Origin of the sequence: Undibacterium sp. Ji50W, from assembly GCF_049340445.1 — a bacterium.
In the GTDB taxonomy this organism is placed as follows: Bacteria; Pseudomonadota; Gammaproteobacteria; order Burkholderiales; family Burkholderiaceae_D; genus Undibacterium.
Genome location: NZ_JBMPOX010000003.1, coordinates 257367 through 283258, shown reverse-complemented (window position 1 = coordinate 283258; position 25892 = coordinate 257367). Strand labels below are relative to the sequence as shown.

The following is a 25892-nucleotide window of genomic DNA, read 5'->3' as shown; positions in this document are numbered from 1 at the left end:
CGTCCTTCACCGAGGCAAAGGAGGGCGGATAAAAGATTCAGGCAAACAGGACAGGTGGGGCGCGGGACGAGAAGGGGACGCGCAGCAGGGCTTGCCAGCCGGTGCTGCTGGTATTGCTGGAAGCCAGGGCATGTCCATCCAGCAGGACAATCTGCTCAGGCAGCAGGTGCAGGTATTCGGCGACGCAGGCGGCGTCGTACAGGGCGCAAGAATGCTGGGTGCTGCTGTCATCCTTGCTGTTTGGCCACAGCGTATCGATCAGGCTGGTGGCGTTGCTGGCTTGCTGGCTAAGAACGACCGGTGCGTTGCCTTCCGCCCAGCCCGCATGCGACATGCGATGCGCAAACCCCAGCCACTGGCTGAATAACAGCGCAGACAGCAGAAAGAGCAGCAAGTAGCGCTTGCTGTTGTTCTTGCTTGAGCTTAGTGACGGCAACATGGTGTGGCTGGTTTATCTGAGGCTAGTCGGTTAGTTGGTTAGTGGGCAAATGGGCGAGTAGAATAATAGGGCTTGAGGCAAAAACGAAAAAACGCAAAAAGCACACAAAACACCTGAAAAAAGAATTTAAAAATTGTAGCAAAAAACCGACATTTTGGACTGCATGTACTGCGGATGTGCGGCAATTGACGGCATCGTTACCGCCGTTTGAGTTGTTTTAGCGGCAAAAGTTCAGGCGCCTGCAACATTGTTGCATTCCATTTCGTAAAAAAGCGCGCAGTGGTTAACTGCACGCTCTTTAGCTGCATGTTTTTAGCCGCACGCTTTTTAACTGCAGGCTTATCGCACTCTGCAGTGCAGTCAGCCCGGGTATTATTCAGTCGCCGTACAGCTTTTGCTTCATTTCACGCCTTTGCTGGGCTTCCAGGGACAGGGTCGCTGTAGGGCGCGCCAGCAAGCGTGGGATGCCGATCGGTTCACCGGTTTCTTCGCACCAGCCGTAATCGCCGTCATCAATGCTATTGATGGATTGCTGTACTTTTTTCAGCAACTTGCGTTCACGATCGCGGGTGCGCAATTCCAGCGCATGTTCTTCCTCTATCGTGGCACGGTCTGCCGGGTCTGGTACCAATACGGTTTCACGAAGATGCTCGGTGGTTTCGTCGGCGTTCTTCAATAAATCCTTCTCAAGCTGCTGCAAACGGGCCTTGAAAAATGCCAGTTGTGCAGCGTTCATATAGTCCTTCTCGCCCATCTTGAGGATTTCTTCCTCAGTGAGCAGAGCTTCCGGGGCGCTGACTGTAGCAGTCGATTTAGTTGATTTAGTTGCCACTTCGCTTACTTTCGATACGACGGGTTAATACATAGAACAAATCTGAAACATGTTTGCTCCAGATAATTATCCTCCCCTTATTGATAAAGTAAATGACATTTGCATGAACGCCACTTGCACGACAGACAACAGCTGCCTTCAATAGCCCGCTAGTTTATACCAAACAATGCTCCAAACCTTCAATAAATATGTCTTTAGGTAGATTTTTGCCAATAAACACCATCTTGCTTTCGCGCAATTCGTCTTCTCCCCATTTGGCACCAATGTCGGTGCCCATGATTTGGTGCACTCCTTGGAAAATCACCTTGCGGTCAGCACCTTCCATCAGCAAGACTCCTTTGTAACGCAGCATGCGCGGGCCAAACACCTGCACCAGTCCGCCCAGAAATTCATCCAGTTGGCCGGTATTGAAGGGCCGCGTACTCTTGAAAACAAAGGCGGCGATATCGTCGGAATGATGAGCATGATGGTGGTTGTGCACATGATGTTCATCTTCATTCCCATCCTTATGTTCATCATGATGATGGTGCTCATGCGTGCAATGATCATCGCAATCATCATGTTCGTGCGCATGTGCATCTTCTTCCGCACGCAAGAAGTCGGGGTCCAGATCCAGCTTGGCATTCAGGTTGAAGCCTTTCAGGTCCAGCACTTCACTGATCGCCACTTTGCCAAAATCGACCGCTGTGATGGGTGCGCGCGGATTCATGCGCGCCAGGCGGGTGCGCAGTGTGCTTACTTGCCCGGCATCGACCAGATCGGTTTTGGACAGCAGTATCTTGTCGGCAAAACCCACCTGGCGCTGGGCTTCTTCATGTTCGTCCAGTTGTTGCATGGCATGGCGGGCATCAACCACTGTCACCACTGCATCGAGCATATAGTAGGTGCCAACCTCTTCATCAACGAAGAAAGTCTGGGCAACCGGGCCCGGGTTTGCGAGGCCCGTGGTTTCTATGATGACGCGGTCAAAATGCAGCTTGCCTTCATTTTTTTGCTGTATCAGCTTGCTCAGGGCGATGATCAGGTCACCGCGCACGGTACAGCAGATGCAGCCATTATTCATTTCCACTATCTGCTCATTGCTGTCCTGCACCAGGATTTCATTATCAATATTTTCCTGGCCAAATTCGTTTTCTATGACAGCGATCTTGTGGCCGTGATCTTCTTGCAGGATGCGATTCAGCAGTGTGGTTTTGCCTGCACCCAGGAAGCCGGTGAGGATGGTGGTAGGAATTAATGCCATGATTTTTCTCTAAAACAGTTTGTTGATGGTCTTGCAGATAAGCTTGCAAAACCTGTAAGCCCTACTTGCCTGGCGCCATCACTTGGCACAATCGGCACACCAGCCCTTGATGGTCAGTTCCACATCATGACTTTGAAAGCCGGGTCCCAGCGTGGATTGCAAGCTAGCCTGCAATTGCATCCGCAACGAGGCCGGTGCCTGCGCTTCATCCAGGCAAAAGACCCGGGAGCAGCGTGTGCATTTGAAATGGCCATGCTGATGCTGGACCTGACGTTCATGCTGCCCATGTGCATGGACAGCATCATTGCCGGTGCTGTAGCGAAACACGCGGTCATCGCCGGATATTTTGTGAGCCAGGCCGGCATCGGTCAGGCAATCCAGGGCGCGGTACAGGGTGACCCTGTCCATTGCTGGCATGGCATCCTGGATTTCCAGATGGGACAGGGCGCGTTGGCTGAGCAAGAGTTCGGACAAGACATTCAGACGTGCATCAGTGACGCGCACACCTGCCTGCCGCAGCAGATTACCGGCATTACCTTCCGTGCCGGGGGCTGGCACTGTGGCTGGCGGGCGTGATGTGGGGGATATGCGGGCGGTTTTCATAAATGATCATCAGTGACTCAGGGATTTACCAGCGACACCAGATGCGATGCCGGTCATGCGCAATATTATGCCTGAAAATGCAATTCAGTTGCAAAAGCCTTTATTTGCAAAAACTTTTACCTGCAAAAACTTTTGTTCCGCCGCGACATCCGTTCACCCCAAGGGTTTCTTTTTACATCCTGGCTGATTTCATGACAATGCGGGCGTTTCACTTGCCTGTCACGTTCGCTTCTTATACTCCAGTCCGAACTTAGCCTTACTTGTAATACCGTTTTTTACAGCGGAGGCTGATGCAAGAGGATGCACATTGCAACAGACCTCACACGGCACAGGTGCAATCGGCAGCACACCGGTTTCCATGTGGCTCTTTTTGTTGATATCAACTATTGGAATGCAAATCATGTCAGATTAAGCAAGTGTTGGAATTGGGACTGTTGAAAAATCCTGTGCTACATTAACAAGTCATTGCAAAAACCGTCATTTTTCAAGGAGTCTTGAACATCATGCACAATTTGCTGAAATCATCCCTGCTCATCGTGACTTTCCTGGCCAGCCAACTGGTTCTTGCTGCCAGCAATCCCGCTTATGAAAAAGTGCTTACCACCGATGCCCCGAATGCCAAGGATCATCCACTGACCGGGCGTTACCAGGGTTCCAGCATACTGTTGCAGACGCAAAAAGCCTTTGACGAAATTGCCTTCCCGGCGGGGCCGGCGACAGAGCCGGATTACAGCAGCAACAAGAAATTTTCCAAGTTGCAAAAAGCAGAAGGGACGCTGACCCGGACCGTGTATATGGTGCCGAAAGGGCGCTCGTCACTGGAAGTGTTTCGCAATTTTACCGACAGTTTGAACAGCAAGGGTTTCAAGCCAGTCTTTCAATGTGATAACGACAGTTGCGGCCCTTCTTTCAAAAGCCTGAAATACAACTGGAATGACAAGCGCACCCATGTGCAAGGCGAGGGCTATGACGTCAACCGCAATCGTTTTGTGCAGGCAGTGTTTGATGGGGCCAAGGATTTGCGCTATGCCTTGCTGCAAAAAGGCGCGGGAGCTGCTGCCACCTATGTTGGCGTGTATGCCGCGCTGAATGCTGGCGGCACCATGGGCGATATCACCGATAGCATGAACGACCGTGTTGCGGTTCTGGTTGAAGTACTGGAACCCAAAGCCATGGAACAGAATATTGTCACCGTGGATGCGGATGCCATCAGCAAGGAATTGGCAGCAAACGGCGCAGTCAGTTTTTATGGACTGTATTTTGATACTGACAAAGCCGTCATCAAGCCCGAATCCAAACCGCAACTGGATGAAATGGCGAAATACCTGAAAGCCAATACTGCTGCCGTGTATATCGTTGGCCACACCGATACCCAGGGCGTGCTTGACTACAATATGACTTTGTCAGGCAAGCGCGCCCAGGCCGTGGCAGATGCGCTGAAAGCTTATGGCATTGCCGATGCCCGTTTGATCGCCAAGGGGGTAGGCCCGCTGGCACCACGTGCGTCGAATGCGGCTGAGGCCGGACGTGCCAAGAACCGGCGTGTAGAAATGGTGTTGCGTTAAGCTAGTGTAATGCTGCACTAGTAGCCGCTGCCTATTTTTTAGCTCTGGGATGGGTTTGATCGTAGACCTTGGCCAGATGCTGAAAATCCAAAGACGTGTACACCTGGGTCGCTGCGATGGAGCTGTGGCCCAGCATCTCTTGCACGGCGCGCAAGTCACCGGACGATTGCAGCAGGTGCGAAGCAAAGGAATGGCGCAACATATGCGGATGCACATTGGCCGGGATATCCAGGCTTTGCGCATGCGCTTTCAGGCGCAGTTGTATCAGGCGGGTAGAAATACGGGTGCCGCGTTCGCTCAGGAATAGCGGATGCGGGTCCAGTTTGACCAGCGTAGGGCGCACGGCCAGCCAGTCTGCCAGTGCTGCCAGCGCGGGTTTGCCGACTGGAACTATACGTGGCTTGCCGCCCTTGCCGGTGACATGCACTTCCCCTTCGACCATATCGACATAGCCGGCTGAGCTATAGCCACTTTCATGGATGGCCGCTACGTCGAGGCTGGCCAGTTCAGACACGCGCAGGCCGCTGGAATACAGTAGTTCAAACATGGCCCGATTGGCTCGTGATGTGGGCTGATCGCTAGCTTTCTGATCAACCAGCCGGACGGCATCATCAGCCCCCAGTGCTTTCGGCAGGGGTTTATTTTTCTTTGGTGCACGCACCCCTTCGACCGGATTGGCTGCCAGATCCTGTTCTTCGGTCAGCCAGCGGTAAAAGCCGCGCCAGCTCGACAGCTTGCGTGCAATGCTGCGGGCATTTTGTCCGCTGGCATGCATTTGCGCAGCAAAACGGCGTATATGGTGGGTGTTCAGGCTGGCCAGGTCTTGTTGCCCAGCCAGTTTGATGAGCTCACGCAGGTCCAGCAGATAACTGTCCAGCGTATGCTGGGACAATTGCCTTTGACTACGCAAGACCTCCAGATAGCTGGCCAGATACTGATCTTGTGTCGTCATGCGGACCTCCTGCAACGGCCCGGTATGGGCGCATGGTACTAGTGGTTGATTACAGATCCACCAGGCAGCTCAATGCTGCACTGCTGGTACTGGCAATCTTGATCAGGAAATCGGTCGCCATGTCCTTGGTGTAACGTGCCGGGTCGGGCGAACCCAGTACCAGCAAGCCAAAGGTGGGTGAAGTTGCGGTCAGGCGCAGTGGCAACATGGCCAGCGATTGCACGGGCTGCTCGGCATCGATCCAGCCAGCCGCTTCAAAATCATGATTCTTGCCACAGTAAGGTGCGGTCAGGCCCTTGGCGAACAAACGGGCATCGTCACTGGTGGTGCTGGCGAACCAAGTATGCGCATAGTCTATACCGACATTCCACAGGCGCAGGGTGGCGTGCGGCAAATTAAAAATATCCTGCAGGCCTTGCGTCAATACATGGGGCAGATCGACATCATTGCGTGCCAGCAGCAATGCCCGTGTCCAGCTTTGGAATTTTTGGCTGATGTCATGATTTTCTTCCGCGATACGCAGCAAATCTGCCATGCGCAATTCCAGCCCCCGGTATTTTTCGCGTACCACTTCCATCTGACGTTCTTGCAGCGAGATGGCGCGCCCCATAACCGGGCTGGTGAGTTTGATGGTGCCCAGCAATTCTGCATGTTCTTCAAAAAAATGCGGGTGCTGTATCAAATAAGTGGCGATGTCGTTGGAATTCATGCTGTTTCTGTGAGATTAATTTCGCCTTCGAAGACGGTCACTGCCGGACCGCTGAGGAATACCGGCTTGCCTTCACCCTCCCAGGCAACCGACAGTTCACCGCCACGCATGCTGACACGTACCGGGCTATCCAGCAAGCCCCGGCGTATGCCAGTGACAACTGCTGCGCAGGCACCGGTACCACAGGCCAGGGTTTCACCGGCACCACGCTCATGAACGCGCAGGCGTATGTGCTTGCGTTCCATCACCTGCATGAACCCGGCATTCACTCTTCGTGGGAAGCGTGGATGATTTTCTATCAAGGGGCCATCGACCGGTATCGGAAAATCGTCAACCGAGGCCACTACCTGCACCGCATGTGGATTGCCCATGGAAACGGCAGAAATCCATACGGTCTTGCCATTGATTTCCAGCGGCCACAAACTATCATCAGCCTGGTGCATGGGGATCAGCTCATCAGCCTGGAAGGGGACTTGTGCGGCTTCCAGTATCGGCGCACCCATGTTGACGGTGATGCTACCATCTTCTTCCCTGCGCGGCTCGATGATGCCGGACATGGTTTCCACCCGTATGCTGGATTTGGTGGTCAGGCCTTTTTCAAGAACAAACTGGACAAAGGCGCGTGAGCCATTACCGCATTGCTCCACTTCACCACCATCGTTGTTGTATATGACGTACCGAAAATCCACATCCGGTTTGCTGGACCGTTCCACCACCAGTATCTGGTCGGCACCGATGCCAAAGCGACGGTCAGCAATCAGCCGCCATTGGGCTGAGCTAAGATTGATTTGCTGGTTGATGGCGTCAATGACGACGAAATCATTGCCTGCACCATGCATTTTGGTGAATTTGAGTTTCATATCATGATTATATCGCGGCGCGGCATTTACCACGAGATTATGCTGCAAGCCTTACCGATTGGCGCTTCTAAACCTTCAAACCGGGCCTAAACCTATACCTACACCTTGTAGACGCCGCAGCCCAGGACCAGGTTGTCAGCCACGATTTCGATATATGAGGTTTTGGATTCCACCTTCTTCGATGTGGGATTGACGATGGTGTAATCGATCCAGCCCCCGGTTGCCCCTACCTTGAAGGCATCCCCGACCAGTTTTTTGCCATCCAGGCCATCAACATGGAAGAGATTGACCTTCAGCTTGGCCGCATTGCCGGCAAATGCCAGGTATTGGCCCTTGCGGTCAAAGGCAAACACATACATGTCGCGATCAGCGTACAGCTTGTCTGCATTCGCCGTGATCATGGCCAGGGCGCGTTGGCCATGGCTGTCATACAGGGTGGCTGCTTTCTTGACCAGGGCAAAGGCTTCATCTGCCGTGCCTTGCAGTAACTTGAAGGTGGATACCGACTTGGTCAGCGCCCGCGCCCGTTCTTCCAGGCTCAGCGAAGAATGTTTGGCATGGTCTGCCATCTGCGCATTGCTTTGTGTGATTTCATCCAGGTGACGCAGGGCTTCAGAGATTTGTGACAAGCCATTGCTTTGTTCACTGGAAGCGGTAGAGATGGAGTTGATGTTACCAGCCAGACTGCGTATGCCTTCGACGATTTCACTCAGGGTTTGATTGACGTTGTTGATTTGCCTGACACCATCATCAACCCGATTGACCGAATCATCAATCAGGCGGCGTATCTGGCGGGCAGAGTCGGCACTGCGCTGTGCCAGGCTGCGCACTTCGGTGGCGACGACAGCGAAACCGCGGCCATGTTCACCTGCGCGTGATGCTTCTACCGCCGCGTTCAGGGCAAGGATATCGGTCTGGAAGGAAATGCCATCGATCAGGCTGACAATTTCTTGCACCTTGCGCGCGCTTTGATGGATACCGTTCATGGATTCGACTGCTGCTCGCATGTCATCCCCTGTGGATTCGGCGATCAGCCGTAAATTGGCGGCCAGATTATCGACGGCACGTGCACTGTCGGCATTCTTTTTGACGGTATCTGCCAGGTCGTCGACGCTGGCCGAAGTTTCTTCCAGACTGGATGCCTGCTGTTCCGTACGTATGTTCAATTCGCTGATCCCCAGCGCCAGACCTTGCCCCAGTTGCGCCACCATGCTGGCATTACTGCGCACATTGGCGACCAGGCGTGACAGGTTTTCATTCATGCCTTCCAGCAGATTACCGGTACGTGCCAGTTCGTCGCGACCGGTGATATGGACGTGATTGGTCAAGTCACCAGCAGCGACCGAATGGGCAGAGCGGCCAACTTCATTCAGGGCAAACATGAAACCACGATAAAAGCCCAGTGCCAGATAACAGCTGAGTAACACGATCAGCAGCAACACGGTCAGCATCACCTGACGGTAAGTATCGAGACGGTCGATACGTTCTTGCAGCAGGGTACTCAGCCTGCCATGCATGGTCTTTTGCAATACGACGGTCTTTTCTATCGCCGCTGTACCCAGGGCGAAAAACTCATTGGCGTCGCCGCTGACGCTTTCCCCCAGCAGGTTTTTCTGGGCCTGCGCGGCAAAGGCGAGACTGGCATCCAGCGCTTCTTTTTCCGGTACGGCGATATTCTCACCCGCGCGTTTCAGGGCATCATCCATGTCCGTGACTGCATTGATGGCGGTTTGCAGGGCATCCGTGCGTGAAACCATGCCTGCTTTTTCAGGAAATTCCATGCTGCCTGCCTTGATATAGGCAGAACCCACACCGCGCAGCAATGCCAGGTTTTCTATCCAGACGGGCATTTTTCGTATTGACACATCCATCAGCAAAAAACTGGCGTTTTCGGTATTGCTTAACAAGCCGGTTTTTTCATTGACCAGGGCAGAAAACAACAGGCTTTGCTTGATCAGGCGGCTATGATGCCCCGTGTTTTCCTTGACGCTGGTGGCAGCCTGGCCCGCTGCCAGTTGCTGCAATTCATTGGCAGTGGCTTTCCAGCCACTTGCCAGGTCCGGTAGCTGGATGCTGGGTAAAAAGCTATCCAACTGGTCGAGACTGTCCTTCAGTTCTTTGCGGGTTTTGGCCAGGTCATCGTCCAGATTCTGTCCGGACAGCTTGAGGTTCATCTGACCACGATGTTTTTGCGTCTGGACCACGATTTTCATGATCAATTGTGTTGCTTCCGCCCCCTTCAGTTCGAGCCGGGAGTTGTCAGAATCTTCCGCAACCTGATGTAGGACTGTGCCTGTCAGCAATACCAGAGGTAGCAGCAAGGTGGCAAATATACCCAATAACTTGACGTGCAGGCTGAGCTTGCTCATCAGGAATAAGCTGGGTTTCATGAACTTGCTAAGCAGTGTTGCCTTGGTTTGCGACATGGTTTTCCTTGCGATTTAAAGGCCGTCAAAAGTATTTTCCCAGATTCTTGCCTTGGGTACGAGAGGAAATAAATAAAAAAACAATTTATCCTGAAAGCAATCATTGTTTTGATTCCAGTACACTTTGCCAAAGTGTCAGTCATACTGTACTGGTCTTTTTGTGTGTTACTGTCCATTGGGATGGCCAGTACAGCGTGTTAATGTGCTACCGCTACTAAAAGTATATGATTCACTCACAAGGTGATTCTGTTTTGTTGCGCACACCATTGCCCAAACGATAAAAAGCACGGAGACCCCATGAATGCACCACTCAAACCCGAGCAGCATGCGCTGATCGACAACCATATTTCCCTCGACGATAAATTCACGCTGGAGCGCGGTCGCGCTTTCATGACCGGCACCCAGGCCCTGATACGCCTGATGATGTTGCAGCGCCAGGCCGATGAAAAAGCAGGCTTGAATACAGCTGGTTACATTAGCGGTTATCGTGGTTCGCCATTGGGTAATGTCGATCTTACTGCTGCCAAGGCCAGAAAACACCTGGAAAAACACCATGTAAAGTTTCATCCGGGCGTGAATGAAGACCTGGCTGCCACTACAGTATGGGGCACGCAGCAGGTTAACATGTTCCCGGGTGCAAAATATGACGGCGTATTTGCCATGTGGTACGGCAAGGGTCCGGGTGTGGATCGTTGCGGCGACGTGTTCAAGCATGCCAATTTGGCCGGGTCCTCCCGGCATGGGGGTGTGCTGGTGGTGGCCGGTGATGATCATGCAGCAAAATCGTCTACGGCTGCGCATCAGAGTGAACATATCTTGAAAGCCTGCGGTATTCCAGTCTTGTATCCGTCCACCGTGCAGGAATATCTGGATTATGGCCTGCATGGCATCGCCATGTCGCGCTATACCGGTCTGTGGGTATCGATGAAATGCGTGACTGACATTGTAGAATCTGGTGCCGTGGTTGATATTGATCCAGATCGTGTCAAGCCGATTATTCCTGAAGATTTTGTCTTGCCTGCCGATGGCGTGAACATCCGCACACCTGACCCGGTGCTGGCGCAAGAAACCCGCATGAATAATTACAAATGGTATGCGGCGCTGGCCTATGTGCGTGCCAACAAACTCAATAAAATCATCTGGGATAGCCCACATGCCAAGATCGGCATCATCACTGCCGGTAAATCCTACCTTGATACGCGCCAGGCCCTGGCTGATCTGGGTATTGATGAGCAAGTCGCCAAAGACATAGGCATACGCCTGTACAAGATAGGCCTGACCTGGCCGCTGGAATCCGAAGGCGTACGTGAATTTGCCACCGGCCTGGAAGAAATCCTGGTGGTCGAAGAAAAACGCCAGATCCTCGAATACGCTCTGAAAGAAGAGCTGTATAACTGGGAAGACAAAGTCCGTCCACGCGTAGTCGGCAAATTTGATGACACTGGTGAATGGAGTAATTTGCATGGTTCCGGCCATGGTGAATGGCTGCTGCCAGCGACGTATGAACTGAACCCGGCACAAATCGCCCGCGCGATTGCGTCCCGCATCAGCCGTTATTTTGCGGGCCATCCGGTAGAGCAGCACGTGAAAGAACGCGTGGCGTATCTGGAAGCCAAAGAAGCCATGCTGAATGTGGTGTCCAAGCCTGATCCTAATAAGGACCGTGTGCCGCATTTCTGTTCCGGTTGTCCACACAATACCTCTACCAAAGTACCGGAAGGCAGCCGTGCCCTGGCCGGTATCGGCTGCCATTACATGGTGACCTGGATGGACCGCGAAACGTCCACCTTCACCCACATGGGTGCAGAAGGTGTGACTTGGGTAGGCCAGGCACCGTTCACAACCGAAAACCATGTGTTCTGTAATCTGGGTGATGGTACCTACTATCACTCTGGTTTGCTGGCGATACGCGCTGCGGTATCGGGTGAAGTGAATATCACTTACAAAATCCTGTTCAATGATGCCGTTGCCATGACTGGCGGTCAGGAATTTGATGGTCCGCTGGACCCAGGCATGATTTCACGCCAGATCGCTGCTGAAGGCGTGGGCCCGATTATCGTGGTCACTGACGAGCCAGAAAAATATGGTGCCGGTTATCCTTGGGCAGCGGGCGTCACCGTGCGCCATCGCAGTGAACTCGATGCCGTGCAGCGTGAATTGCGCGTGGCCAAGGGCGTATCAGCGATGATCTATGACCAGACCTGCGCTTCTGAAAAACGTCGCCGCAGGAAAAAAATCGACAAGGATGGCAAACCCGGTTTCCCTGACCCTGCCAAACGTGCAGTCATCAATGAAGCCGTGTGTGAAGGCTGTGGCGATTGCTCGGTACAATCAAATTGTCTGTCGGTAGAGCCGCTGGAAACCGAATTTGGTCGCAAGCGTCAGATCAACCAGTCTTCCTGTAATAAGGATTTCTCTTGCGTCACGGGGTTCTGCCCCAGCTTTGTCACGGTAGAGGGTGGCAAGCTGAAAAAACCGAAGAAAACCAAGATAGAGCCAGGCAATGCACTGGACGTAAATACCCTGCCTTACCCAGCCTTGCCAGATACCAGGACACCCTTCGGTGTACTGGTCACCGGTGTAGGTGGTACTGGTGTCATCACCATTGGCCAGATCATGGCCATGGCGGCACATTTGCAGGGCAAAGCCTGTTCGGTGTTGGACATGACAGGTCTGGCGCAAAAAGGCGGCGCGGTGATGTCGCATGTGCGCCTGGCTGACAAGGCAGATGACATACAGTCGACACGTGTGGGTACAGGCATGGCTGATCTGGTCATAGGCTGCGACCTCATCGTGACAGCCGGCAAGGATGCCCTGTCACGCATGGGTGAAGGCCGCACGCATGCCGCCATCAATGCGAATGGCACACCGACTTCAACTTTCATCAAGAACCCGAACTGGCAATTCCCTGGTGAATCGGCAGAAAATGATATCCGCAGGGCTTGTGGCGCAGACCGGGTTGACCTGATTGATGCGGCATCGATAGCCACTGCTTTGATGGGTGACAATATCGCCACCAATATGTTTATCCTTGGTTATTCGTGGCAAAAAGGCTGGGTACCGCTGGAAGAAGTGGCCTTGATGCGCGCCATAGAACTGAATGGCGTATCGATTGATTTTAACAAACAGGCCTTCAACTGGGGCCGCCTGGCCGCGCATGACCTGGCAGCAGTACAACGCCTGGTGGCACCGACCCAGGTCATAGAACTGAAACGCGCACCGACGCTGGATGACACCATCAGCAAGCGTGTGACTTTCCTGACAGATTACCAGGATGCCGCCTATGCCAGCCAATACAGTGAATTTGTCAACCAGGTCAAGGCCGCAGAAAGCAAACTGATCGATGGCAACAAGCCTTTGCGTCTGACGGAAGCGGTAGCGAAATACCTGTTCAAACTGATGGCCTATAAAGATGAATATGAAGTCGCCCGCTTGTATACCGACGGCAAATTCCAAAAGAAAATTGCCGACATGTTTGAAGGTGATTACGCCATCAATTTCCACCTGGCGCCACCACTGTTTGCCAAGCGTGATAATAAAGGCCATCTGATCAAGCAACAGTTTGGCCCATGGATGATGAAAGCCTTTGGCGTGCTGGCCAGGTTCAAGTCTTTGCGTGGCGGCAGCTTTGATATCTTCGGTTATACCGACGAACGCAAGATGGAACGTGCCTTGCCAGTGGAGTACAAACAAACCCTGAACAGGTTACTGCCCTTGCTGAATGCAGACAATTTGTCCAAGGCGGTGGCGATTGCCAGTATCCCGGAAGACATACGCGGTTATGGCCATGTCAAGGAAAGGCATTTCAAGGCTGCCAAGACCAAGGAAGCAACGCTGATTGCTGAATTCAATACGGCACAGTCTGCGCAAAAAGCAGCCTGACTGGGTTTAAATTAGTTTGACTAAGGTAGTAATGGCAAGAAAAAACAGGTCGCCTGCGGGCGACCTGTTTTATTTCATGTGGCCTAAATTTTTTTGAATTTGTTTCTCACATTGTGCAGATAAAAATATGTGGGCTTGACATCAGCATATTTCATCTTGACTTACAATTCAGCTTTACTGAATTCCCAGGACACATCATGCAAGCACGTTTCTTTATCGCTACTGCGGCCATTCTCATGTTCACAGGTGTCGCCGCAGGAGCTTTTGGTGCGCATGCGCTGAAACAGATACTGAGTGCCGACATGCTGGTGATCTGGCAAACCGCTGTAACCTACCAAATGGTGCATGGCCTGGGTATGCTGGCGCTGGGCATCATGTTGCAACAACAGGATCATGCCATGCTGCGTCGGGCAGCCTGGGCGATGTTGCTAGGGGTAGTGATTTTCAGTGGCAGCCTGTATGCGCTGGCGCTGACTGGCATACGTGTGCTGGGGGCGATTACCCCTATAGGTGGCGTGGCGTTTCTGGCAGGATGGGCGATGCTGGCGTGGGCGGCATTAAAACGTTGAGATACAAGGTCTGCTCACCATGCCCACAAATTGTTCTGTGGGCACGTGCTATTTTCTTTCTTACTCGCCGTTTTTCGCCACCGCTTTTTGATAAGCAGGACGCGCCGCTACCATATCGACAAAGCGGGTCAGGTTAGGGAAGGCTTCACGCCCGCCACCGCGTACAGCGGACTGTATGGCGAAAGATAGTTGTACGTCTGCGCCTGTCAGGCTGTCACCCACGAAGTAATCACGGCCTTCCAGTTCCAGATTCAGATAACTGAAGTGGTTTGCCACTTCGCTGCTGATACGCGGGTGCAGCGGTGCGCCCGCTTCACCCAGGCGGCCTACATACAGCTTCAGTAGCAGCGGCAACATGGCGGAACCTTCGGCATAGTGCAGGAACTGCACGTAGCGGTTGTAGTCTGTCGTGCCGACAGCGGGCGCCAGGCGGCCATTGCCATAGGTGCGGATCAGGTATTCAATGATGGCACCAGACTCAATCAGGATCTGGTCTTTATCACGTACGACCGGGGCTTTACCCAGAGGGTGAATTTTTTGCAGTTCTGGCGGTGCCAAACGCGTCTTGGGATCACGGTCATACGAAATGACGGTGTAGTCCAGCCCCAGTTCTTCCAGCAACCAGGTGATACGACGTGAGCGTGATTCTTTTAAATGGTGGACTTCTATCATGGGAACCTCGGGTTGTGGACAGTAAAAGCCCATTATGCCCAGTTTTCAGAAAGCGTGCGGCAGTGGCTACAGAAGGCTTAGAGAGGGCGCTCTAGAATTTCCTGATGGAATTTTCGCCGGCGTCACATCCCTGACATAAGGCAGTCCTACTATCTCTCATTTTCCAGGGGAGTAGAGCCAAATGCAAAACGATCAGAAAAAAAGTTCACAAGCACCAGCAAATATCGCCAGACGCGGTTTTGTCATCAAGATGTCTTCAGTTGCTGCCGTCATGGCATCCGGTGGTGTTCTGACTGCTTGTGGTGGTTCTTCGACTATCCTGAATGGAGAAATGGCGGCCTTCAATTATGGGGTTGCCAGTGGTGACCCATTGTCTGATCGCGTGATCTTGTGGACGCATGCCAAGATATCGACCGATGCCAGTGTGGACCTGACCTGGCAAATGGCTGCGGATGCGAGTTTTGCCAGCGTGCTGTTGTCAGGCAAGGTCACAACAAGTTCAGCCAGCGGTTTTACTGCCAAGGTGGATGCCATAGGCCTGGCTGCCAATACCGAATATTATTATCGCTTCGTGGCACCGAATAATAGCGTGTCACCTGTCGGTCGTACCCGTACCCTGCCAGTCGGCAATGTTGACCAGGTCAAGCTGGCAGTGTTCTCTTGCAGTGATTATCCTGCCGGTTATTTCAATGCCTATGACAGTGCGGTGTCATCAGGTGCCCAGTTCGCCCTGCATCTGGGCGATTATATTTATGAATACAAGGATGGTGTTTATCCACCGGTCGCCTCCCAGGTGGCAGGCCGTATTTCTGCGCCTGCCAGCGAGATAGTTACCGTGGCTGATTACCGCGCGCGCCATGCCTTGCATAAAGCTGATCCGTATCTGAAAGCCCTGCATGCACGCATGCCCATGATCACCATCTGGGATGATCATGAATTTGCCAATAATGCCTGGATGGATGCTGCGGAAAATCACAATCCTGCCACCCAGGGAAGCTGGGCTGCGCGCAAGGCAGCGGCCAGCCAGGTTTATCATGAGTGGATGCCAATACGTTCACCAGATACCGCCAATTTGTTGAAGATTTATCGGTCGTTTGATTTTGGCAATCTGCTGTCACTGCACATGCTCGACACCCGTATCATAGGTCGTGAGCAGGCACCGGATCGTATGCTGGATGCACAAGGTCGTGATGTTGCTGATCCCAATTTCCTGCCCTATGCCTTCAACAAGAACAAGCAATTGCTGGGCACTACCCAGCAAGCCTGGCTGGATACACAGATGACAGCTTCCAAAGCAAGTTGGCAGATATTGGGTAACCAGACTGTTATGGGACGCATACAATTGCCAGCTTCGGTACTGCTTACGAATTTGAGTGCGGATTCCGTGACGGCTTACCTGACTGCCAAGGCAACCCCGGTAGCGGCACAGACACAGGCACAAAAAGATTTGCTGGATCCGCTGAAGAATCCAAAGATTTCCTATAATTTCGATAACTGGGAAGGTTATCCGAATGCCCGCGATAACGTGTTTAATTCGGCAGCGAAACTGAAAACGGCAGGCAAGAAATTCCTGGTCCTGTCGGGCGACAGCCATAACGCCTGGTTCAATAAACTGACCCTGACGGATGGTACACAAATAGGGGCAGAATTTGCCGGCATGTCGGTGACTTCTTCCGGTTTTGAAGGGGTGTTCCCACCCTCAGTAGTGGCACCGGCAACGCTGGCCGGCACCATCAAAGCACTGGTGGATGACATAACTTACATCGATACCTCTCGTCGCGGCTATATGCTGATCACCGTGACACCTACTCAGGCCAAGGGTGAATATGTGTATGTCAGTACCGTCACCAGTTCCAGCTATACCACCAGTGTGGATACTTTCACGTATGCAGGGTAATACCGGGCAATACCCAATACCCGTTCACAGCCGAAGCCAGCAGTGTGCTGGCTTCGCCATGACTCTTTAAACGCTGTATTCCATTGCCAATACCTCTGCATTTGATTCTGCCTCGACCGCTACAAAACCGAGTTGGCTGTACAAATGCAAGGCCCCTGGATTATCACGGTACACGCGCAGGCTGACGACAGACAAGCCTGTCACGGCGATGGCCTGCTGCATCAACTGTTTACACAATACTCTGCCATAGCCCAGCCCACGTGTTTTCGGGGAGACGATGACACGGCCCAGATGCACACGCTGCGCATCGCGCCGCCAGAATTGGGAAAATCCGGCTACTTCCTTGTCCGCATCGATCAATACAAATGCCTGCGCTTCTGGTTTCGCCAGCAAGGCGGGCAAGTCTGCGCTGTCGAACGGGAAGACTAGTTGTGGCCCAGCCCAGCGGGCACAAGCTTTAGCATCATTGATCCAGTTGGCGATGACAGCATAATCAGCCATCACTGCGGAGCGTAAGGTCGGTGACATTTATCTGGGATGTATGTGTCAGGAATTTGTTTATTCAGAAACAGGCTGGATGATGTAAACGGTATTTATTTTATAATTTTACCGTGGACTGGGTACGGCGGTGTGCAGATAATCCACACTTAGCTCAGCAGAGTATGCAGGCACAATTATATGTCTTGATAAACCCAATTGAAAATCATCCATGTCAAACACGCTCATTGGTAATACCAGACAGACCAGGCAGGGCTATTATTCCAGCTTGAAAATGCTGGGCCGCTGGGGCCTGAGAATCTTCCTGGTGCTTACAGCTATTGTGCTGTTGTTGCTAGTGACATTTATTGCCATTAACTGGAAAGATGAAGCCTTGACACCTGAGGCGCAAGCCTTATTGCGTACGCAGGAATTTCATGTGCCTGATGCGCAAAATGGCTTTTACATACTGGTCATGATGAACGCAGCACTGGGCACCGATCTGCTAAAAAACGGTATCGATAAAATCAAGGCTCAGCAGGCGCTATATCAGAAAGATAAAGCCTATTACGAAAGCCATCCTCATCCTGAAACGGAGGCGAATCCCCTGAGCTTTAACTGGAACAATAATCGTTGCAGGCAAACCATACAAAATTGCGTACAGATGGATTTGGCAAATCGTGCCGGGCTGACGGACCAAATGGCCAGCAATCAGGTATTGGCTGAACGTTATGCACTGATGCGAAAATTGGGGGACTATGAAGAACACCTGATACCGGCTGTCAATGCAAGTCTGCCAGCATACAGTAGTTTAAGTCGTGCAATTGATTTGCTGCTGACACAGGCCAGTTTTGATATCGCCGACGGTAAACTGGATGCCGGTTTGCAGCGTATGGAAAGTAATAACCGCTATCTCAGAGTGGCATTGAAAAACAGTTCCAGCCTGATTTCCAAAATGGTGATGCAGACTGCCCTACGCAAACAGGCGCGTGCGGTCAGCGAACTGCTGGTTTTGTATCCGGCATTGCTGGAACAATATGCAGAGCGCATCAGCCAACTGGTGTTGCCCATGACCGAGGCAGAGAGAAGCCTGGAACGGCCATTTTTGTATGAAGCAGGTGTGCAGGCACATTTTTCCCAAAATCTGCGTGCCAGTCTGGCGATGACACAAGACAAATCAGAAATTGTACCGTGGCCGTTGAATCTGCCAGGTGATTTCACTTTTCAGCCGAATGCCACGACCAATATGGTCGTCAGGAACTGGACATTCATCATCGATGCGGCCAGAAATACAACTGTAGATTTCAGCACATCAAAAGATAACTTTAAAAAAATGCGTGAAGCCTTGAACACCGGCAGCATTTCTTTTTACCTTGCACATGCCTACAACCCGGTCGGAAAAATCCTCATGCAGGTAGGTATGCCAGACTATGCTTTGACGTATATTGGCAAGAGCCTGGACACAGATGCCTATCTGCGCCTGGTCAGCTTGCAGATTGACATCTTGCGTAAAAAAATCCCCGATGCGGCTATCCCAGCCTATCTTGCGCATGCCCCAGCGGCGTTGCGCAGCCCGTATGACGGTTCGGCCATGTTATGGGATGCCAAGTCAGCGCAATTGAAATTTATCGGTCATGAAAAAGCCAGCAGCAACATGGATGCGGGCAATGTTAATATCGTTGCTTTACGCTAGCAGGGTCTCGACAGAATTGAGACCGCGTATTTATGTCAACAGTCGTCGTCGCTATCGTCCTGTTCGCGGCTTTCCTGCATGCTGCATGGAATGCGGCGATCAAGGTCGGTGAAAACAAGTTTTTCAATACGGTATTGGTCACCAGCGGTGCCGGTTTTGTCTGCGCGCTGGTTTTGCCTTTTGTCAGCCAGCCCGAGAGGGCAAGCTGGGCGTATATTCTTGCCTCGGTCGTCTTGCAGGTCGTGTATTTTTGTTTGCTGGCGGCTGCTTACCGGGTTGGAGACATGAGCCAGGCTTATCCGCTCATGCGGGGAACAGCGCCCTTGCTGGTGGCCGTGGGCAGTGGCAGTATCATTGGTGAAGCGGTGCCTGCCATGCGCTGGCTGGGCCTGGGCCTGCTGGTTCTGGGTATCGTCGGATTGTCGGTACTGGACAGGGCACCGAAAAAGTCGCAGGGCAACGGTTTTTCGACGCACGCTTTGGCGCTATTGAACGCATGCTTTATCGCTGGCTATACCATGTGGATATTCTTGCTGACTGCGTTGCTGGTGTTAAGTCTGGTCTTGCTCAGAGACCGGCATGTTTTTTTCAATTACAGCAAGGGCAAGGTTGTGCTGGGCATAGCTGGTGGCAGTTGTTCAGTTGCCTCTTACGGCCTGGCCTTGTGGGCAATGACGCTGGCACCGGTGGCTGCCATCGCTGCTTTGCGCGAAACATCCATCCTGTTTGCCACTGCGATTGCGGCCTGGATACTGCATGAAAAAATAACAGCAAGACGGTTGACGGCTGTCCTGCTGGCGGTAGCAGGCGCAATAGTTATCCGCTACACATAAGACAACTGAGGCCGTTCTGCTGCTTGCTGATTATTCCTTGATGGCTTCAACACTGAATGACAAGGTCACTTCATCGCTGACAAAGGGCACGTAGCGCCCAACGCCATAATCACTGCGCAAGATCTTGGTATATCCATTCGCACCACAGGCGCGCTTCAGGTACAGGATCATGAAGCGACATTCAAAGTGGGTGATGTCTACCTTTACCGGGCGTTTGATATCGCGTATGGTCAAGTCACCTTCTACCTGTACCAGCTTGTCTTCATTGAAAATCAGTTTGCTGGATTGAAAAAGTATTTTAGGATACTTTTGTACGTCAAAAAAACCTTCAGAGCGCAATATTTTATTGAACGCGTCTGAGCCTGTATTGATGGAATCAGCATCGATGTCAATTTGCAGGCTACCGCTCTTGTTGTCGGTATCGAGTTCTATGCTGCCGGTATTCTTGTCGAAGCGTCCGCGCTGCATCGACAGACCCCAATGCTTGTATTCAAAACTGCTGAAGGTATGTTCGGTATCGACCAGGTAGCGATCCAGCGCCATGGCTGGCAGGCAGCCAGCCAGCGTGATCAGGGCGAGTGCAAGGTGATGCAAAGGGGTACTGAGCATAGTGGCGCATGAAATAAAAAAGGCAGTAGCGCCATGATAGGCCCTTACTGCCTTTGCTACCAGAAATCAATATCCTGCCTGCCACACTGGCACAGGCATGTGTGGCAGATATTCCGCTCAGAGATTAAGATTTGACGAATTTCAAGGTCATGCGGTCGCTTTCACCTATGGCTTCATACTTTGCCTTGTCTTTTTCCTTGTTGGCAAAAGTGGGTGGCAAAGCCCAGACACCGTTTTCATGGTCAGCCATGTCTTTGGGATTGGCATTCACTTCAGATTTTGCGGCCAGCTTGAAGCCTACGCTTTCCGCCAGTTGGATGACATAGCTTTCATGCACATACCCGGTGCTGGCTTTTTCATCCTGGGCTTTGCTGGCGGGCAGGCGATGTTCAACCACGCCAAACACACCACCTGGTTTCAAACTGTCATAGGCGCTCTGGAACAGGGCTTTCATGGCGGGTTCGCCATTGCCTATCCAGTTATGGATATTCCTGAAAGTCAGTACCAGGTCGACACTGCCCTTGGCTGCATAGTCGAGCTTGGCTGGGGGCGCAAAAACACCCATTTGTACCTTACCGTAGACGGCAGGGGTGGCATCCAGTTTTTGCTTGAAGCTGGCTGCACCCTTGCTGACTGCCGGGTCCCCCAGGGCAGCGATCATCTTGCCGTTGTCGCGCAAATACGGTGCCAGGATTTCTGTATACCAGCCACCGCCAGGCGACAATTCAACCACCGTCATGGTCGGCTTGATGCCAAAGAAAGTCAGGGTTTCGTAGGGGTGACGTGCACTGTCACGTACCGTATTGGCCGGAGTACGTTGTGGGCCAGCGATGGCTGCTTTCAGGGCGTCATCGGCCATGGATACCTGACTGGCACCTAAGCCTGCCAACAGGCTTACAGCGAGTAAAAACTGTTTCATTCGGACTCTCCTAAGGAAAAACGATATGACCATCAGATCGCGTAAACGTTCCCTGACAGGGCAAGCGGCTATCGTGCAGCGCATCATAAGCGGTTTTGGCAAGATGTGCTGCATGCTTAGACCTCAAACCTGTCGATGAAATGAGTCCACTAGCTGTGATTGTTGGTGTCGGCCTGGTCTTCAGATGGCCTGCCGTCATTCACCCATTCCATGATGTCGCCGGGCTGGCAAGCCAGGCGTTCACAAATTTTTTCCAGGGTGGAAAAACGTATGCCTTTTACCTTGCCTGATTTGAGCAGGGACAGATTCTGTTCCGTAATGCCGACAAATTGTGCCAGTTCCTTGGATTTGACTTTGCGCCTGGCCAGCATGACATCGAGATTGATGATGATGGACATCAGATGAAGCCCTCGTTTTCCTCTGCCAGCCTGCGGCCCTCATGCATCATGCCTGTGACGAGATAAAAGGCTATGCATACCAGCAACAGTATCAATTCTTCTGAAGATACAGATACCGTGAAACCGCCATCCTGCAGCCCGGGCAGTAGCCGCATTACGGCCGTACGGGCAGGCACTTCTGCGATGGATAGCAGGGTGGACAGGGCTATGGCACCGGAAAATGTTCGCAGACGCGCTATATTCTGCAAGGAAAACAGGTTTTTCTGCTGGATACCGGCCAGCAATCTGTCCAGCTTCCACAGTCCATACAACATGCACAGCAGTGCGGGCAGGCCCAGCAGGATACCGACGCTGCGTTCCATGGTGGGCATGGTATGCATCTGTTCAATGAGCAGGCCCTTGGCAGCAACATGCATGGACCAGGGGCCCAGATACAACAGGGTGTTTGTCCAGGCCAGGATAAAGAAAGCCACTTCCGTGGCAGCGCACAGCAAGAGTAAGGGCCGGATCAGGCGGGATAGTTGGCTTATTTTCATAAATAATTGTATTGTGATCATAAATTATCGTTTTACAGTAATTTATTTCTGTTATAGTTTAATTGTAATAGACTTGTCGGCAAACCGTAAGGAGTAATGATGCGCAACTTGATGTGCAACTTGTTCAGGGGCTCTAGCCTGGTATTGATGTGTTTGGCGGCATTCTGTCTGTCTGCTTGCATGAGTGTGCAGGTCAGTGAAAACCAGTTCATTCATCCAGATAGCCGTTCCGGTTATCGCCTTGCCGAAAAACTCGATGCGGCCAGCGTCCAGCAAATGGCAGCCAATGCCGAGCTGACGGAATGGCGGCTGGACAGTAGCGATGGTGTAACTTTGCAGGGCATACGCATACAGTTGAAACAGGCGCAGGTCAGCGTGCTGTATTTCGGTGGCAATATGTTCCATCTGGATGATGGCGCAAAATACCTGTTACCTGCCATGCAGCAATGCGGGGTGAATTTGCTCAGCTTTGACTATCGCGGCTATGGCCGCAGCAGTGGCCAGCCCAACGTCGCCAACATGCAGGCAGATGCCTTGCGCATTTATGATTATGCAAGGGCCCAGACCACGGGTAAACTGATCGTGCACGGTCAGTCATTGGGCAGTTTTATTGCCGGCTATGTGGCGCAGCACCGGCAACTCGATGGCCTGGTGCTGGAATCAACGGCAAGCAACGCCATGGACTGGGCGTTGGCGAACATGCCCTGGTATGCCAAAGCTTTCGTCACTATTGAACTGAGCCCGGCTTTGCAGGACATAGACAATACCCGTGCTGTTGCCGGTTTTCGTGGCAAGAGCCTGGTCCTGGTTGGGGATCAGGACCAGATCACGCCATTGGCTTTGGGACGCAAGGTGTATGACGCGCTGCCCTCTGCTGATAAACGTTTTATGGTCAGCTCTGGTGGCGGCCATAATGGCCTGATGCGCCGTACCGATATGGTGGACGCGTATTGTGGTTTCGTTCGTTCCATCTGAACCACGGGAGGCAGGTCGGCTAATGTGCTGATTAAATGTACACTAAGTACACACTAAGTGCACACTAAATACACACTGGAAAAGCATGGCAAATCCAGACGGATGCACCTAATATGAATCTATAATGCGGTTCACATCTTTTACTGGTACTTGTCATGAAGAAATTAAGTTTTGTCTTGCTATTACTGGCTTTCCCCTTGGCCAGTTTTGCACAGACACCGGTATTTCGTTGTGAAGTGGATGGCAAGCCGGTATGGTCAGATCAACCTTGCAAAAAGAAAGGCAAGGCAGTGACGGTCAAGCGCCTGCAATCGGGTACGCCTGGTGGCAATCCTGCATCCACACCAAAAAATCCCCCGCCCAAGTAAATCAAAATAAACACGGTACTGACTGACTAAGTCAGTGCCGCTATCCTGTCTTCCCTGCTGCAATGCTGCCAAGTGCTTGTTTTAAAAGCGAAGGGAACTTAATCATCTGTCTATAGTCAGACTGGCATCAACAACAATCACCAACAACCAATACCAATCAACAACGCAGGAGATTATTTTGGATACTTTATTTTCCCGTCGCCATATCCTTGGTGCCATGCTGGTACTGGCCAGTTTGCCTGCCGCCGCAGATTGGTCGGATGGATGGTTTAGAGGCAAGGCTGTCGCCGGTTCCGGCAGTATTCAAAAACAGGACCGTGCAGCAACGGGCTTTACCGAAGTTGACCTTGCCTTGCCTGCCAAAATGGAATTGCGTCAGGGTGATAAAGAGGGTATCCAGATAGAAACGGACGACAACCTGCAAAGCCTGATAGAAACCGTGGTAGAGCGCGGGCGGCTGAAGATCCGGTTGGCAGACAAAAATAAATATCCCGCTACCAAGAGTCTGAATATCGTGGTCTTTTTCAAAAACCTGGAACAATTGTCCGTCGGTAGTTCTGGAAAAGTCTGGTCCGACAAGATCCTTGTCAAGGATTTGCAAGTGGCTATTGGTGGTTCCGGTGATATCCAGTTGAAGACAGCGAAGGCGGATACGATTAAAGTGAATATCGGTGGCAGCGGCAACTTTTTGGCAGCCGGTCAGGTAAGTGATTTCAGTGGCAGCATCGGTGGCTCCGGCAATATCCATACCGGCAAGCTGGAAGCACAGACGGTCAAAATCAAAATCGGCGGATCGGGCACGGCAGAGGTCTGGGCCAAAGACAACCTGGATGCCAGCATAGGCGGCTCTGGCGATGTGAGCTATTACGGTGACCCCAAACTCAAGAAATCCATAGGCGGATCTGGCTCGGTGACACGCAAAGGCGACGTACCTGCCTGATGCCTAGTGTAGTGCTGCACTCTTCTTGCCACTTATAAAATGCGCCTTTTCCGCCGATATTGCGTCAAAAATCCTCGCGATTTTATAAGCGTCAATCTGCGTGCAACACTACACTAGCGCAAAGGCATATAAATATTCGTCAGCAATTCTGTTGGTGCCGTATCGCGCGGATTGTTCAAGTATTCTTCAAACGGCGGTGCATCATCGATTTCCTCGCCGGAAGCAGGCAGCCAGGCACCAAAGAACCAGCGATACACCGGTTGCATGTCAGAATACGGGCCTTTGTATGTCAGCACCGCATACTTGCCGCCCCGCAGTTCAGTGACCGACAGTGGGGACTGCAAGGCTTGTTCTGGCAGCGGCCGGGGTGCGCTGATGCAGGCTTTGGAACGCAATTTTTCTTCCTCCACCGTCATCGCATCGTCATAATATATCCCTATCCAACGCGTATCCGGCCTGAACAATTGCCGCGATGCGGCGCAGCCGTTCAGAATATCAAATGTTTTACTGATACCCATATAGCTGCCAAGATTATCAATGCTGAGCAATTGCTGGGTAGCGACGCCAGTGATGTTAACCGGAAAGTGCAGGTCGGCGCTGAGTTCATCCGGCAAGGGAAATTGCTGGTGGCTGCCCTCTTTGCGATAACGCGCCGGGGGCAGGCCATACACCGCTGCAAAGATGCGGGTGAAGGATTGCAGGTTCGGGTAGCCGGAAAATTCGGCAATCTGTTCTATCGCCATGCTGCTACGGGCCAATAAGGTGGCGGCCCTTTGCAGGCGCAAACGCTTGACGGTCGCCACCACGCTTTCGCCATGTATCGCACGGTAGATGCGGTGCCAGTGATAGGGCGACATGCAGGCAATCTCTGCCAGCCTGTTCAAATCCAGGTCTTCATCGAGATGCTCATGCAGGTAACTGGTGACGCGGCTCAGACGTCGTTCATAACTGATTTGATGGACTGGGTTGGCTGGCATGCGAGTCTTCAATTTTTATTGACTGAACTTATTTTATACCGATGTAGATGGCAGCTTGCTGCGGCCCCGGATATTCTTCAAAATCAGTCTGATAGCACCGTTCGTGTTCTGTATTGCTGGCGAAATAAGACCAGACCTTGCCCCAGCCTTGAATCACCGCCATGGGCATCTCACCGTCGCAGGCAAATACCAGGTATTTGCCTGCCTTGATGCTTACTGTGGCAAAACCCTCTGCTGGGGTCGATACTGCTGCCCCTGCCATGACATCAAATTCGCCGCTGGCATCCGATTCGTAATTGGAATAGACGCCATAGACTTTTGCACCGCTTGCTTTGTTTGGCAGTTTTTCCGCCAGTTGCCGGTTAAAAAAATCTCCCCACATGGGACCGATTCTGGCCGTGGATGGATCGGTTTCGTTGGCGTTGTGGGTACGAACCTGCAAGCCGCTGACCTGAAAGCTGCTGATATCCTGTATCTGTGTTTGCATGGCAATGTCCTGTTGTATTGTTGACTTGAGT

At 52.2% G+C, this 25892-nt stretch carries 25 protein-coding genes; 9 read left to right on the top strand and 16 right to left on the bottom strand.

Translation table 11 applies throughout. The features are described from left to right. Positions 1-37: 37 nt before the first annotated feature. The 4 genes from ACO0K9_RS08280 to ACO0K9_RS08265 all read right to left on the bottom strand — a co-directional run bounded on the left by ACO0K9_RS08280 (position 38) and on the right by ACO0K9_RS08265 (position 3117). Entirely contained in the window at positions 38-439 is a 402-nt protein-coding gene (locus tag ACO0K9_RS08280; RefSeq protein ID WP_422983682.1) for a hypothetical protein, read from the bottom strand. 376 nt (positions 440-815) lie between these two features. Continuing rightward, positions 816-1220: an RNA polymerase-binding protein DksA gene (gene dksA, locus ACO0K9_RS08275; RefSeq protein ID WP_422983813.1), complete on the bottom strand. Its 405-nt coding sequence runs from the start codon at positions 1218-1220 to the stop codon at positions 816-818. A gap of 205 nt (positions 1221-1425) precedes the next feature. Further along, a complete protein-coding gene (locus tag ACO0K9_RS08270; RefSeq protein WP_422983680.1) occupies positions 1426-2514 on the bottom strand; it encodes a CobW family GTP-binding protein in 1089 nt (362 codons plus the stop codon). A 78-nt stretch (positions 2515-2592) separates the two neighbouring features. Further along, a complete protein-coding gene (locus ACO0K9_RS08265; RefSeq protein WP_422983678.1) occupies positions 2593-3117 on the bottom strand; it encodes a Fur family transcriptional regulator in 525 nt (174 codons plus the stop codon). Positions 3118-3620: 503 nt separating this feature from the next. Between ACO0K9_RS08265 and ACO0K9_RS08260 the strand changes: the two genes are divergently transcribed. Then, complete coding sequence (locus ACO0K9_RS08260) at positions 3621-4682, top strand: OmpA family protein (protein ID WP_422983676.1); 1062 nt, start codon at positions 3621-3623, stop codon at positions 4680-4682. 31 nt (positions 4683-4713) lie between these two features. On the opposite strand, the gene xerC is transcribed toward ACO0K9_RS08260, so the two are convergent. From xerC to ACO0K9_RS08240, 4 genes are all read right to left on the bottom strand, one after another. Beyond that, a complete protein-coding gene (gene xerC / locus ACO0K9_RS08255; RefSeq protein ID WP_422983674.1) occupies positions 4714-5634 on the bottom strand; it encodes a tyrosine recombinase XerC in 921 nt (306 codons plus the stop codon). Positions 5635-5683: 49 nt separating this feature from the next. Next, positions 5684-6343, bottom strand: a complete 660-nt coding sequence (locus ACO0K9_RS08250; protein ID WP_422983672.1) for a DUF484 family protein — start codon at positions 6341-6343, stop codon at positions 5684-5686. Then, the gene (gene dapF, locus ACO0K9_RS08245) at positions 6340-7203 is read right to left on the bottom strand and encodes a diaminopimelate epimerase (RefSeq protein ID WP_422983670.1); all 864 of its coding nucleotides are present in this window, start codon (positions 7201-7203) and stop codon (positions 6340-6342) included. The genes ACO0K9_RS08250 and dapF overlap by 4 nt, the downstream gene beginning before the upstream one ends. 98 nt (positions 7204-7301) lie before the next feature. Next, positions 7302-9629, bottom strand: coding sequence for a methyl-accepting chemotaxis protein (locus tag ACO0K9_RS08240; RefSeq protein WP_422983668.1), 2328 nt, complete (start codon positions 9627-9629; stop codon positions 7302-7304). 297 nt (positions 9630-9926) lie between these two features. Here ACO0K9_RS08240 and ACO0K9_RS08235 point away from each other — a divergent pair, with 297 nt between their 5' ends. Further along, the gene (locus ACO0K9_RS08235) at positions 9927-13511 is read left to right on the top strand and encodes an indolepyruvate ferredoxin oxidoreductase family protein (protein ID WP_422983666.1); all 3585 of its coding nucleotides are present in this window, start codon (positions 9927-9929) and stop codon (positions 13509-13511) included. 197 nt (positions 13512-13708) lie between these two features. Beyond that, positions 13709-14080, top strand: coding sequence for a DUF423 domain-containing protein (locus tag ACO0K9_RS08230; protein WP_422983664.1), 372 nt, complete (start codon positions 13709-13711; stop codon positions 14078-14080). A gap of 60 nt (positions 14081-14140) precedes the next feature. On the opposite strand, the gene ACO0K9_RS08225 is transcribed toward ACO0K9_RS08230, so the two are convergent. After that, positions 14141-14752 carry a glutathione S-transferase family protein gene (locus tag ACO0K9_RS08225; protein WP_422983662.1) on the bottom strand — a complete coding sequence of 204 codons (612 nt, stop codon included), beginning with the start codon at positions 14750-14752 and terminating at the stop codon, positions 14141-14143. Positions 14753-14933: 181 nt separating this feature from the next. On the opposite strand from ACO0K9_RS08225, the gene ACO0K9_RS08220 reads away from it, so the two are divergent. Beyond that, positions 14934-16649 (top strand): alkaline phosphatase D family protein, encoded by a 1716-nt coding sequence (locus tag ACO0K9_RS08220; protein ID WP_422983660.1) that lies wholly within the window; start codon positions 14934-14936, stop codon positions 16647-16649. 66 nt (positions 16650-16715) lie between these two features. Here the strand turns inward: ACO0K9_RS08220 and ACO0K9_RS08215 are convergent, their stop codons facing one another. Then, entirely contained in the window at positions 16716-17177 is a 462-nt protein-coding gene (locus tag ACO0K9_RS08215; protein ID WP_422983658.1) for a GNAT family N-acetyltransferase, read from the bottom strand. 181 nt (positions 17178-17358) lie between these two features. Between ACO0K9_RS08215 and ACO0K9_RS08210 the strand changes: the two genes are divergently transcribed. Together ACO0K9_RS08210 and ACO0K9_RS08205 are read left to right on the top strand one after the other, a co-directional pair. Next, positions 17359-18819, top strand: a complete 1461-nt coding sequence (locus tag ACO0K9_RS08210) for a hypothetical protein (protein WP_422983656.1) — start codon at positions 17359-17361, stop codon at positions 18817-18819. 32 nt (positions 18820-18851) lie between these two features. Beyond that, complete coding sequence (locus tag ACO0K9_RS08205) at positions 18852-19652, top strand: EamA family transporter (RefSeq protein WP_422983654.1); 801 nt, start codon at positions 18852-18854, stop codon at positions 19650-19652. Between the two features lie 30 nt (positions 19653-19682). Here the strand turns inward: ACO0K9_RS08205 and ACO0K9_RS08200 are convergent, their stop codons facing one another. The 4 genes from ACO0K9_RS08200 to ACO0K9_RS08185 all read right to left on the bottom strand — a co-directional run bounded on the left by ACO0K9_RS08200 (position 19683) and on the right by ACO0K9_RS08185 (position 22114). After that, positions 19683-20261, bottom strand: a complete 579-nt coding sequence (locus ACO0K9_RS08200) for a YceI family protein (protein WP_422983652.1) — start codon at positions 20259-20261, stop codon at positions 19683-19685. A gap of 124 nt (positions 20262-20385) precedes the next feature. Continuing rightward, positions 20386-21180, bottom strand: coding sequence for a class I SAM-dependent methyltransferase (locus ACO0K9_RS08195; protein WP_422983650.1), 795 nt, complete (start codon positions 21178-21180; stop codon positions 20386-20388). A gap of 149 nt (positions 21181-21329) precedes the next feature. Continuing rightward, positions 21330-21578, bottom strand: coding sequence for a helix-turn-helix domain-containing protein (locus ACO0K9_RS08190; RefSeq protein WP_422983648.1), 249 nt, complete (start codon positions 21576-21578; stop codon positions 21330-21332). After that, positions 21578-22114 (bottom strand): DUF2975 domain-containing protein, encoded by a 537-nt coding sequence (locus tag ACO0K9_RS08185; RefSeq protein WP_422983646.1) that lies wholly within the window; start codon positions 22112-22114, stop codon positions 21578-21580. The genes ACO0K9_RS08190 and ACO0K9_RS08185 overlap by 1 nt, the downstream gene beginning before the upstream one ends. A 99-nt stretch (positions 22115-22213) precedes the next feature. Between ACO0K9_RS08185 and ACO0K9_RS08180 the strand changes: the two genes are divergently transcribed. The 3 genes from ACO0K9_RS08180 to ACO0K9_RS08170 all read left to right on the top strand — a co-directional run bounded on the left by ACO0K9_RS08180 (position 22214) and on the right by ACO0K9_RS08170 (position 24397). Continuing rightward, positions 22214-23089, top strand: a complete 876-nt coding sequence (locus ACO0K9_RS08180; RefSeq protein ID WP_422983644.1) for an alpha/beta hydrolase — start codon at positions 22214-22216, stop codon at positions 23087-23089. A gap of 155 nt (positions 23090-23244) precedes the next feature. Beyond that, positions 23245-23457, top strand: a complete 213-nt coding sequence (locus tag ACO0K9_RS08175; protein WP_422983642.1) for a hypothetical protein — start codon at positions 23245-23247, stop codon at positions 23455-23457. Between the two features lie 178 nt (positions 23458-23635). Continuing rightward, the gene (locus ACO0K9_RS08170) at positions 23636-24397 is read left to right on the top strand and encodes a head GIN domain-containing protein (RefSeq protein ID WP_422983640.1); all 762 of its coding nucleotides are present in this window, start codon (positions 23636-23638) and stop codon (positions 24395-24397) included. Positions 24398-24510: 113 nt separating this feature from the next. On the opposite strand, the gene ACO0K9_RS08165 is transcribed toward ACO0K9_RS08170, so the two are convergent. Both ACO0K9_RS08165 and ACO0K9_RS08160 read right to left on the bottom strand, forming a co-directional pair. Continuing rightward, positions 24511-25374 (bottom strand): AraC family transcriptional regulator, encoded by an 864-nt coding sequence (locus ACO0K9_RS08165; protein WP_422983638.1) that lies wholly within the window; start codon positions 25372-25374, stop codon positions 24511-24513. Positions 25375-25402: 28 nt separating this feature from the next. After that, positions 25403-25861, bottom strand: a complete 459-nt coding sequence (locus tag ACO0K9_RS08160) for a GyrI-like domain-containing protein (protein WP_422983636.1) — start codon at positions 25859-25861, stop codon at positions 25403-25405. Between the last annotated feature and the right edge of the window lie 31 nt (positions 25862-25892).

Coding starts and splice junctions, on each gene's coding strand:
- ACO0K9_RS08280 (WP_422983682.1), bottom strand. CDS start 439: ATGTTGCCGTCACTAAGCTCAAGCAAGAACAACAGCAAGCGCTACTTG.
- ACO0K9_RS08270 (WP_422983680.1), bottom strand. CDS start 2,514: ATGGCATTAATTCCTACCACCATCCTCACCGGCTTCCTGGGTGCAGGC.
- ACO0K9_RS08265 (WP_422983678.1), bottom strand. CDS start 3,117: ATGAAAACCGCCCGCATATCCCCCACATCACGCCCGCCAGCCACAGTG.
- ACO0K9_RS08260 (WP_422983676.1), top strand. CDS start 3,621: ATGCACAATTTGCTGAAATCATCCCTGCTCATCGTGACTTTCCTGGCC.
- xerC (WP_422983674.1), bottom strand. CDS start 5,634: ATGACGACACAAGATCAGTATCTGGCCAGCTATCTGGAGGTCTTGCGT.
- ACO0K9_RS08250 (WP_422983672.1), bottom strand. CDS start 6,343: ATGAATTCCAACGACATCGCCACTTATTTGATACAGCACCCGCATTTT.
- dapF (WP_422983670.1), bottom strand. CDS start 7,203: ATGAAACTCAAATTCACCAAAATGCATGGTGCAGGCAATGATTTCGTC.
- ACO0K9_RS08240 (WP_422983668.1), bottom strand. CDS start 9,629: ATGTCGCAAACCAAGGCAACACTGCTTAGCAAGTTCATGAAACCCAGC.
- ACO0K9_RS08235 (WP_422983666.1), top strand. CDS start 9,927: ATGAATGCACCACTCAAACCCGAGCAGCATGCGCTGATCGACAACCAT.
- ACO0K9_RS08230 (WP_422983664.1), top strand. CDS start 13,709: ATGCAAGCACGTTTCTTTATCGCTACTGCGGCCATTCTCATGTTCACA.
- ACO0K9_RS08225 (WP_422983662.1), bottom strand. CDS start 14,752: ATGATAGAAGTCCACCATTTAAAAGAATCACGCTCACGTCGTATCACC.
- ACO0K9_RS08220 (WP_422983660.1), top strand. CDS start 14,934: ATGCAAAACGATCAGAAAAAAAGTTCACAAGCACCAGCAAATATCGCC.
- ACO0K9_RS08215 (WP_422983658.1), bottom strand. CDS start 17,177: ATGTCACCGACCTTACGCTCCGCAGTGATGGCTGATTATGCTGTCATC.
- ACO0K9_RS08210 (WP_422983656.1), top strand. CDS start 17,359: ATGTCAAACACGCTCATTGGTAATACCAGACAGACCAGGCAGGGCTAT.
- ACO0K9_RS08205 (WP_422983654.1), top strand. CDS start 18,852: ATGTCAACAGTCGTCGTCGCTATCGTCCTGTTCGCGGCTTTCCTGCAT.
- ACO0K9_RS08200 (WP_422983652.1), bottom strand. CDS start 20,261: ATGCTCAGTACCCCTTTGCATCACCTTGCACTCGCCCTGATCACGCTG.
- ACO0K9_RS08195 (WP_422983650.1), bottom strand. CDS start 21,180: ATGAAACAGTTTTTACTCGCTGTAAGCCTGTTGGCAGGCTTAGGTGCC.
- ACO0K9_RS08190 (WP_422983648.1), bottom strand. CDS start 21,578: ATGTCCATCATCATCAATCTCGATGTCATGCTGGCCAGGCGCAAAGTC.
- ACO0K9_RS08185 (WP_422983646.1), bottom strand. CDS start 22,114: ATGAAAATAAGCCAACTATCCCGCCTGATCCGGCCCTTACTCTTGCTG.
- ACO0K9_RS08180 (WP_422983644.1), top strand. CDS start 22,214: ATGCGCAACTTGATGTGCAACTTGTTCAGGGGCTCTAGCCTGGTATTG.
- ACO0K9_RS08175 (WP_422983642.1), top strand. CDS start 23,245: ATGAAGAAATTAAGTTTTGTCTTGCTATTACTGGCTTTCCCCTTGGCC.
- ACO0K9_RS08165 (WP_422983638.1), bottom strand. CDS start 25,374: ATGCCAGCCAACCCAGTCCATCAAATCAGTTATGAACGACGTCTGAGC.
- ACO0K9_RS08160 (WP_422983636.1), bottom strand. CDS start 25,861: ATGCAAACACAGATACAGGATATCAGCAGCTTTCAGGTCAGCGGCTTG.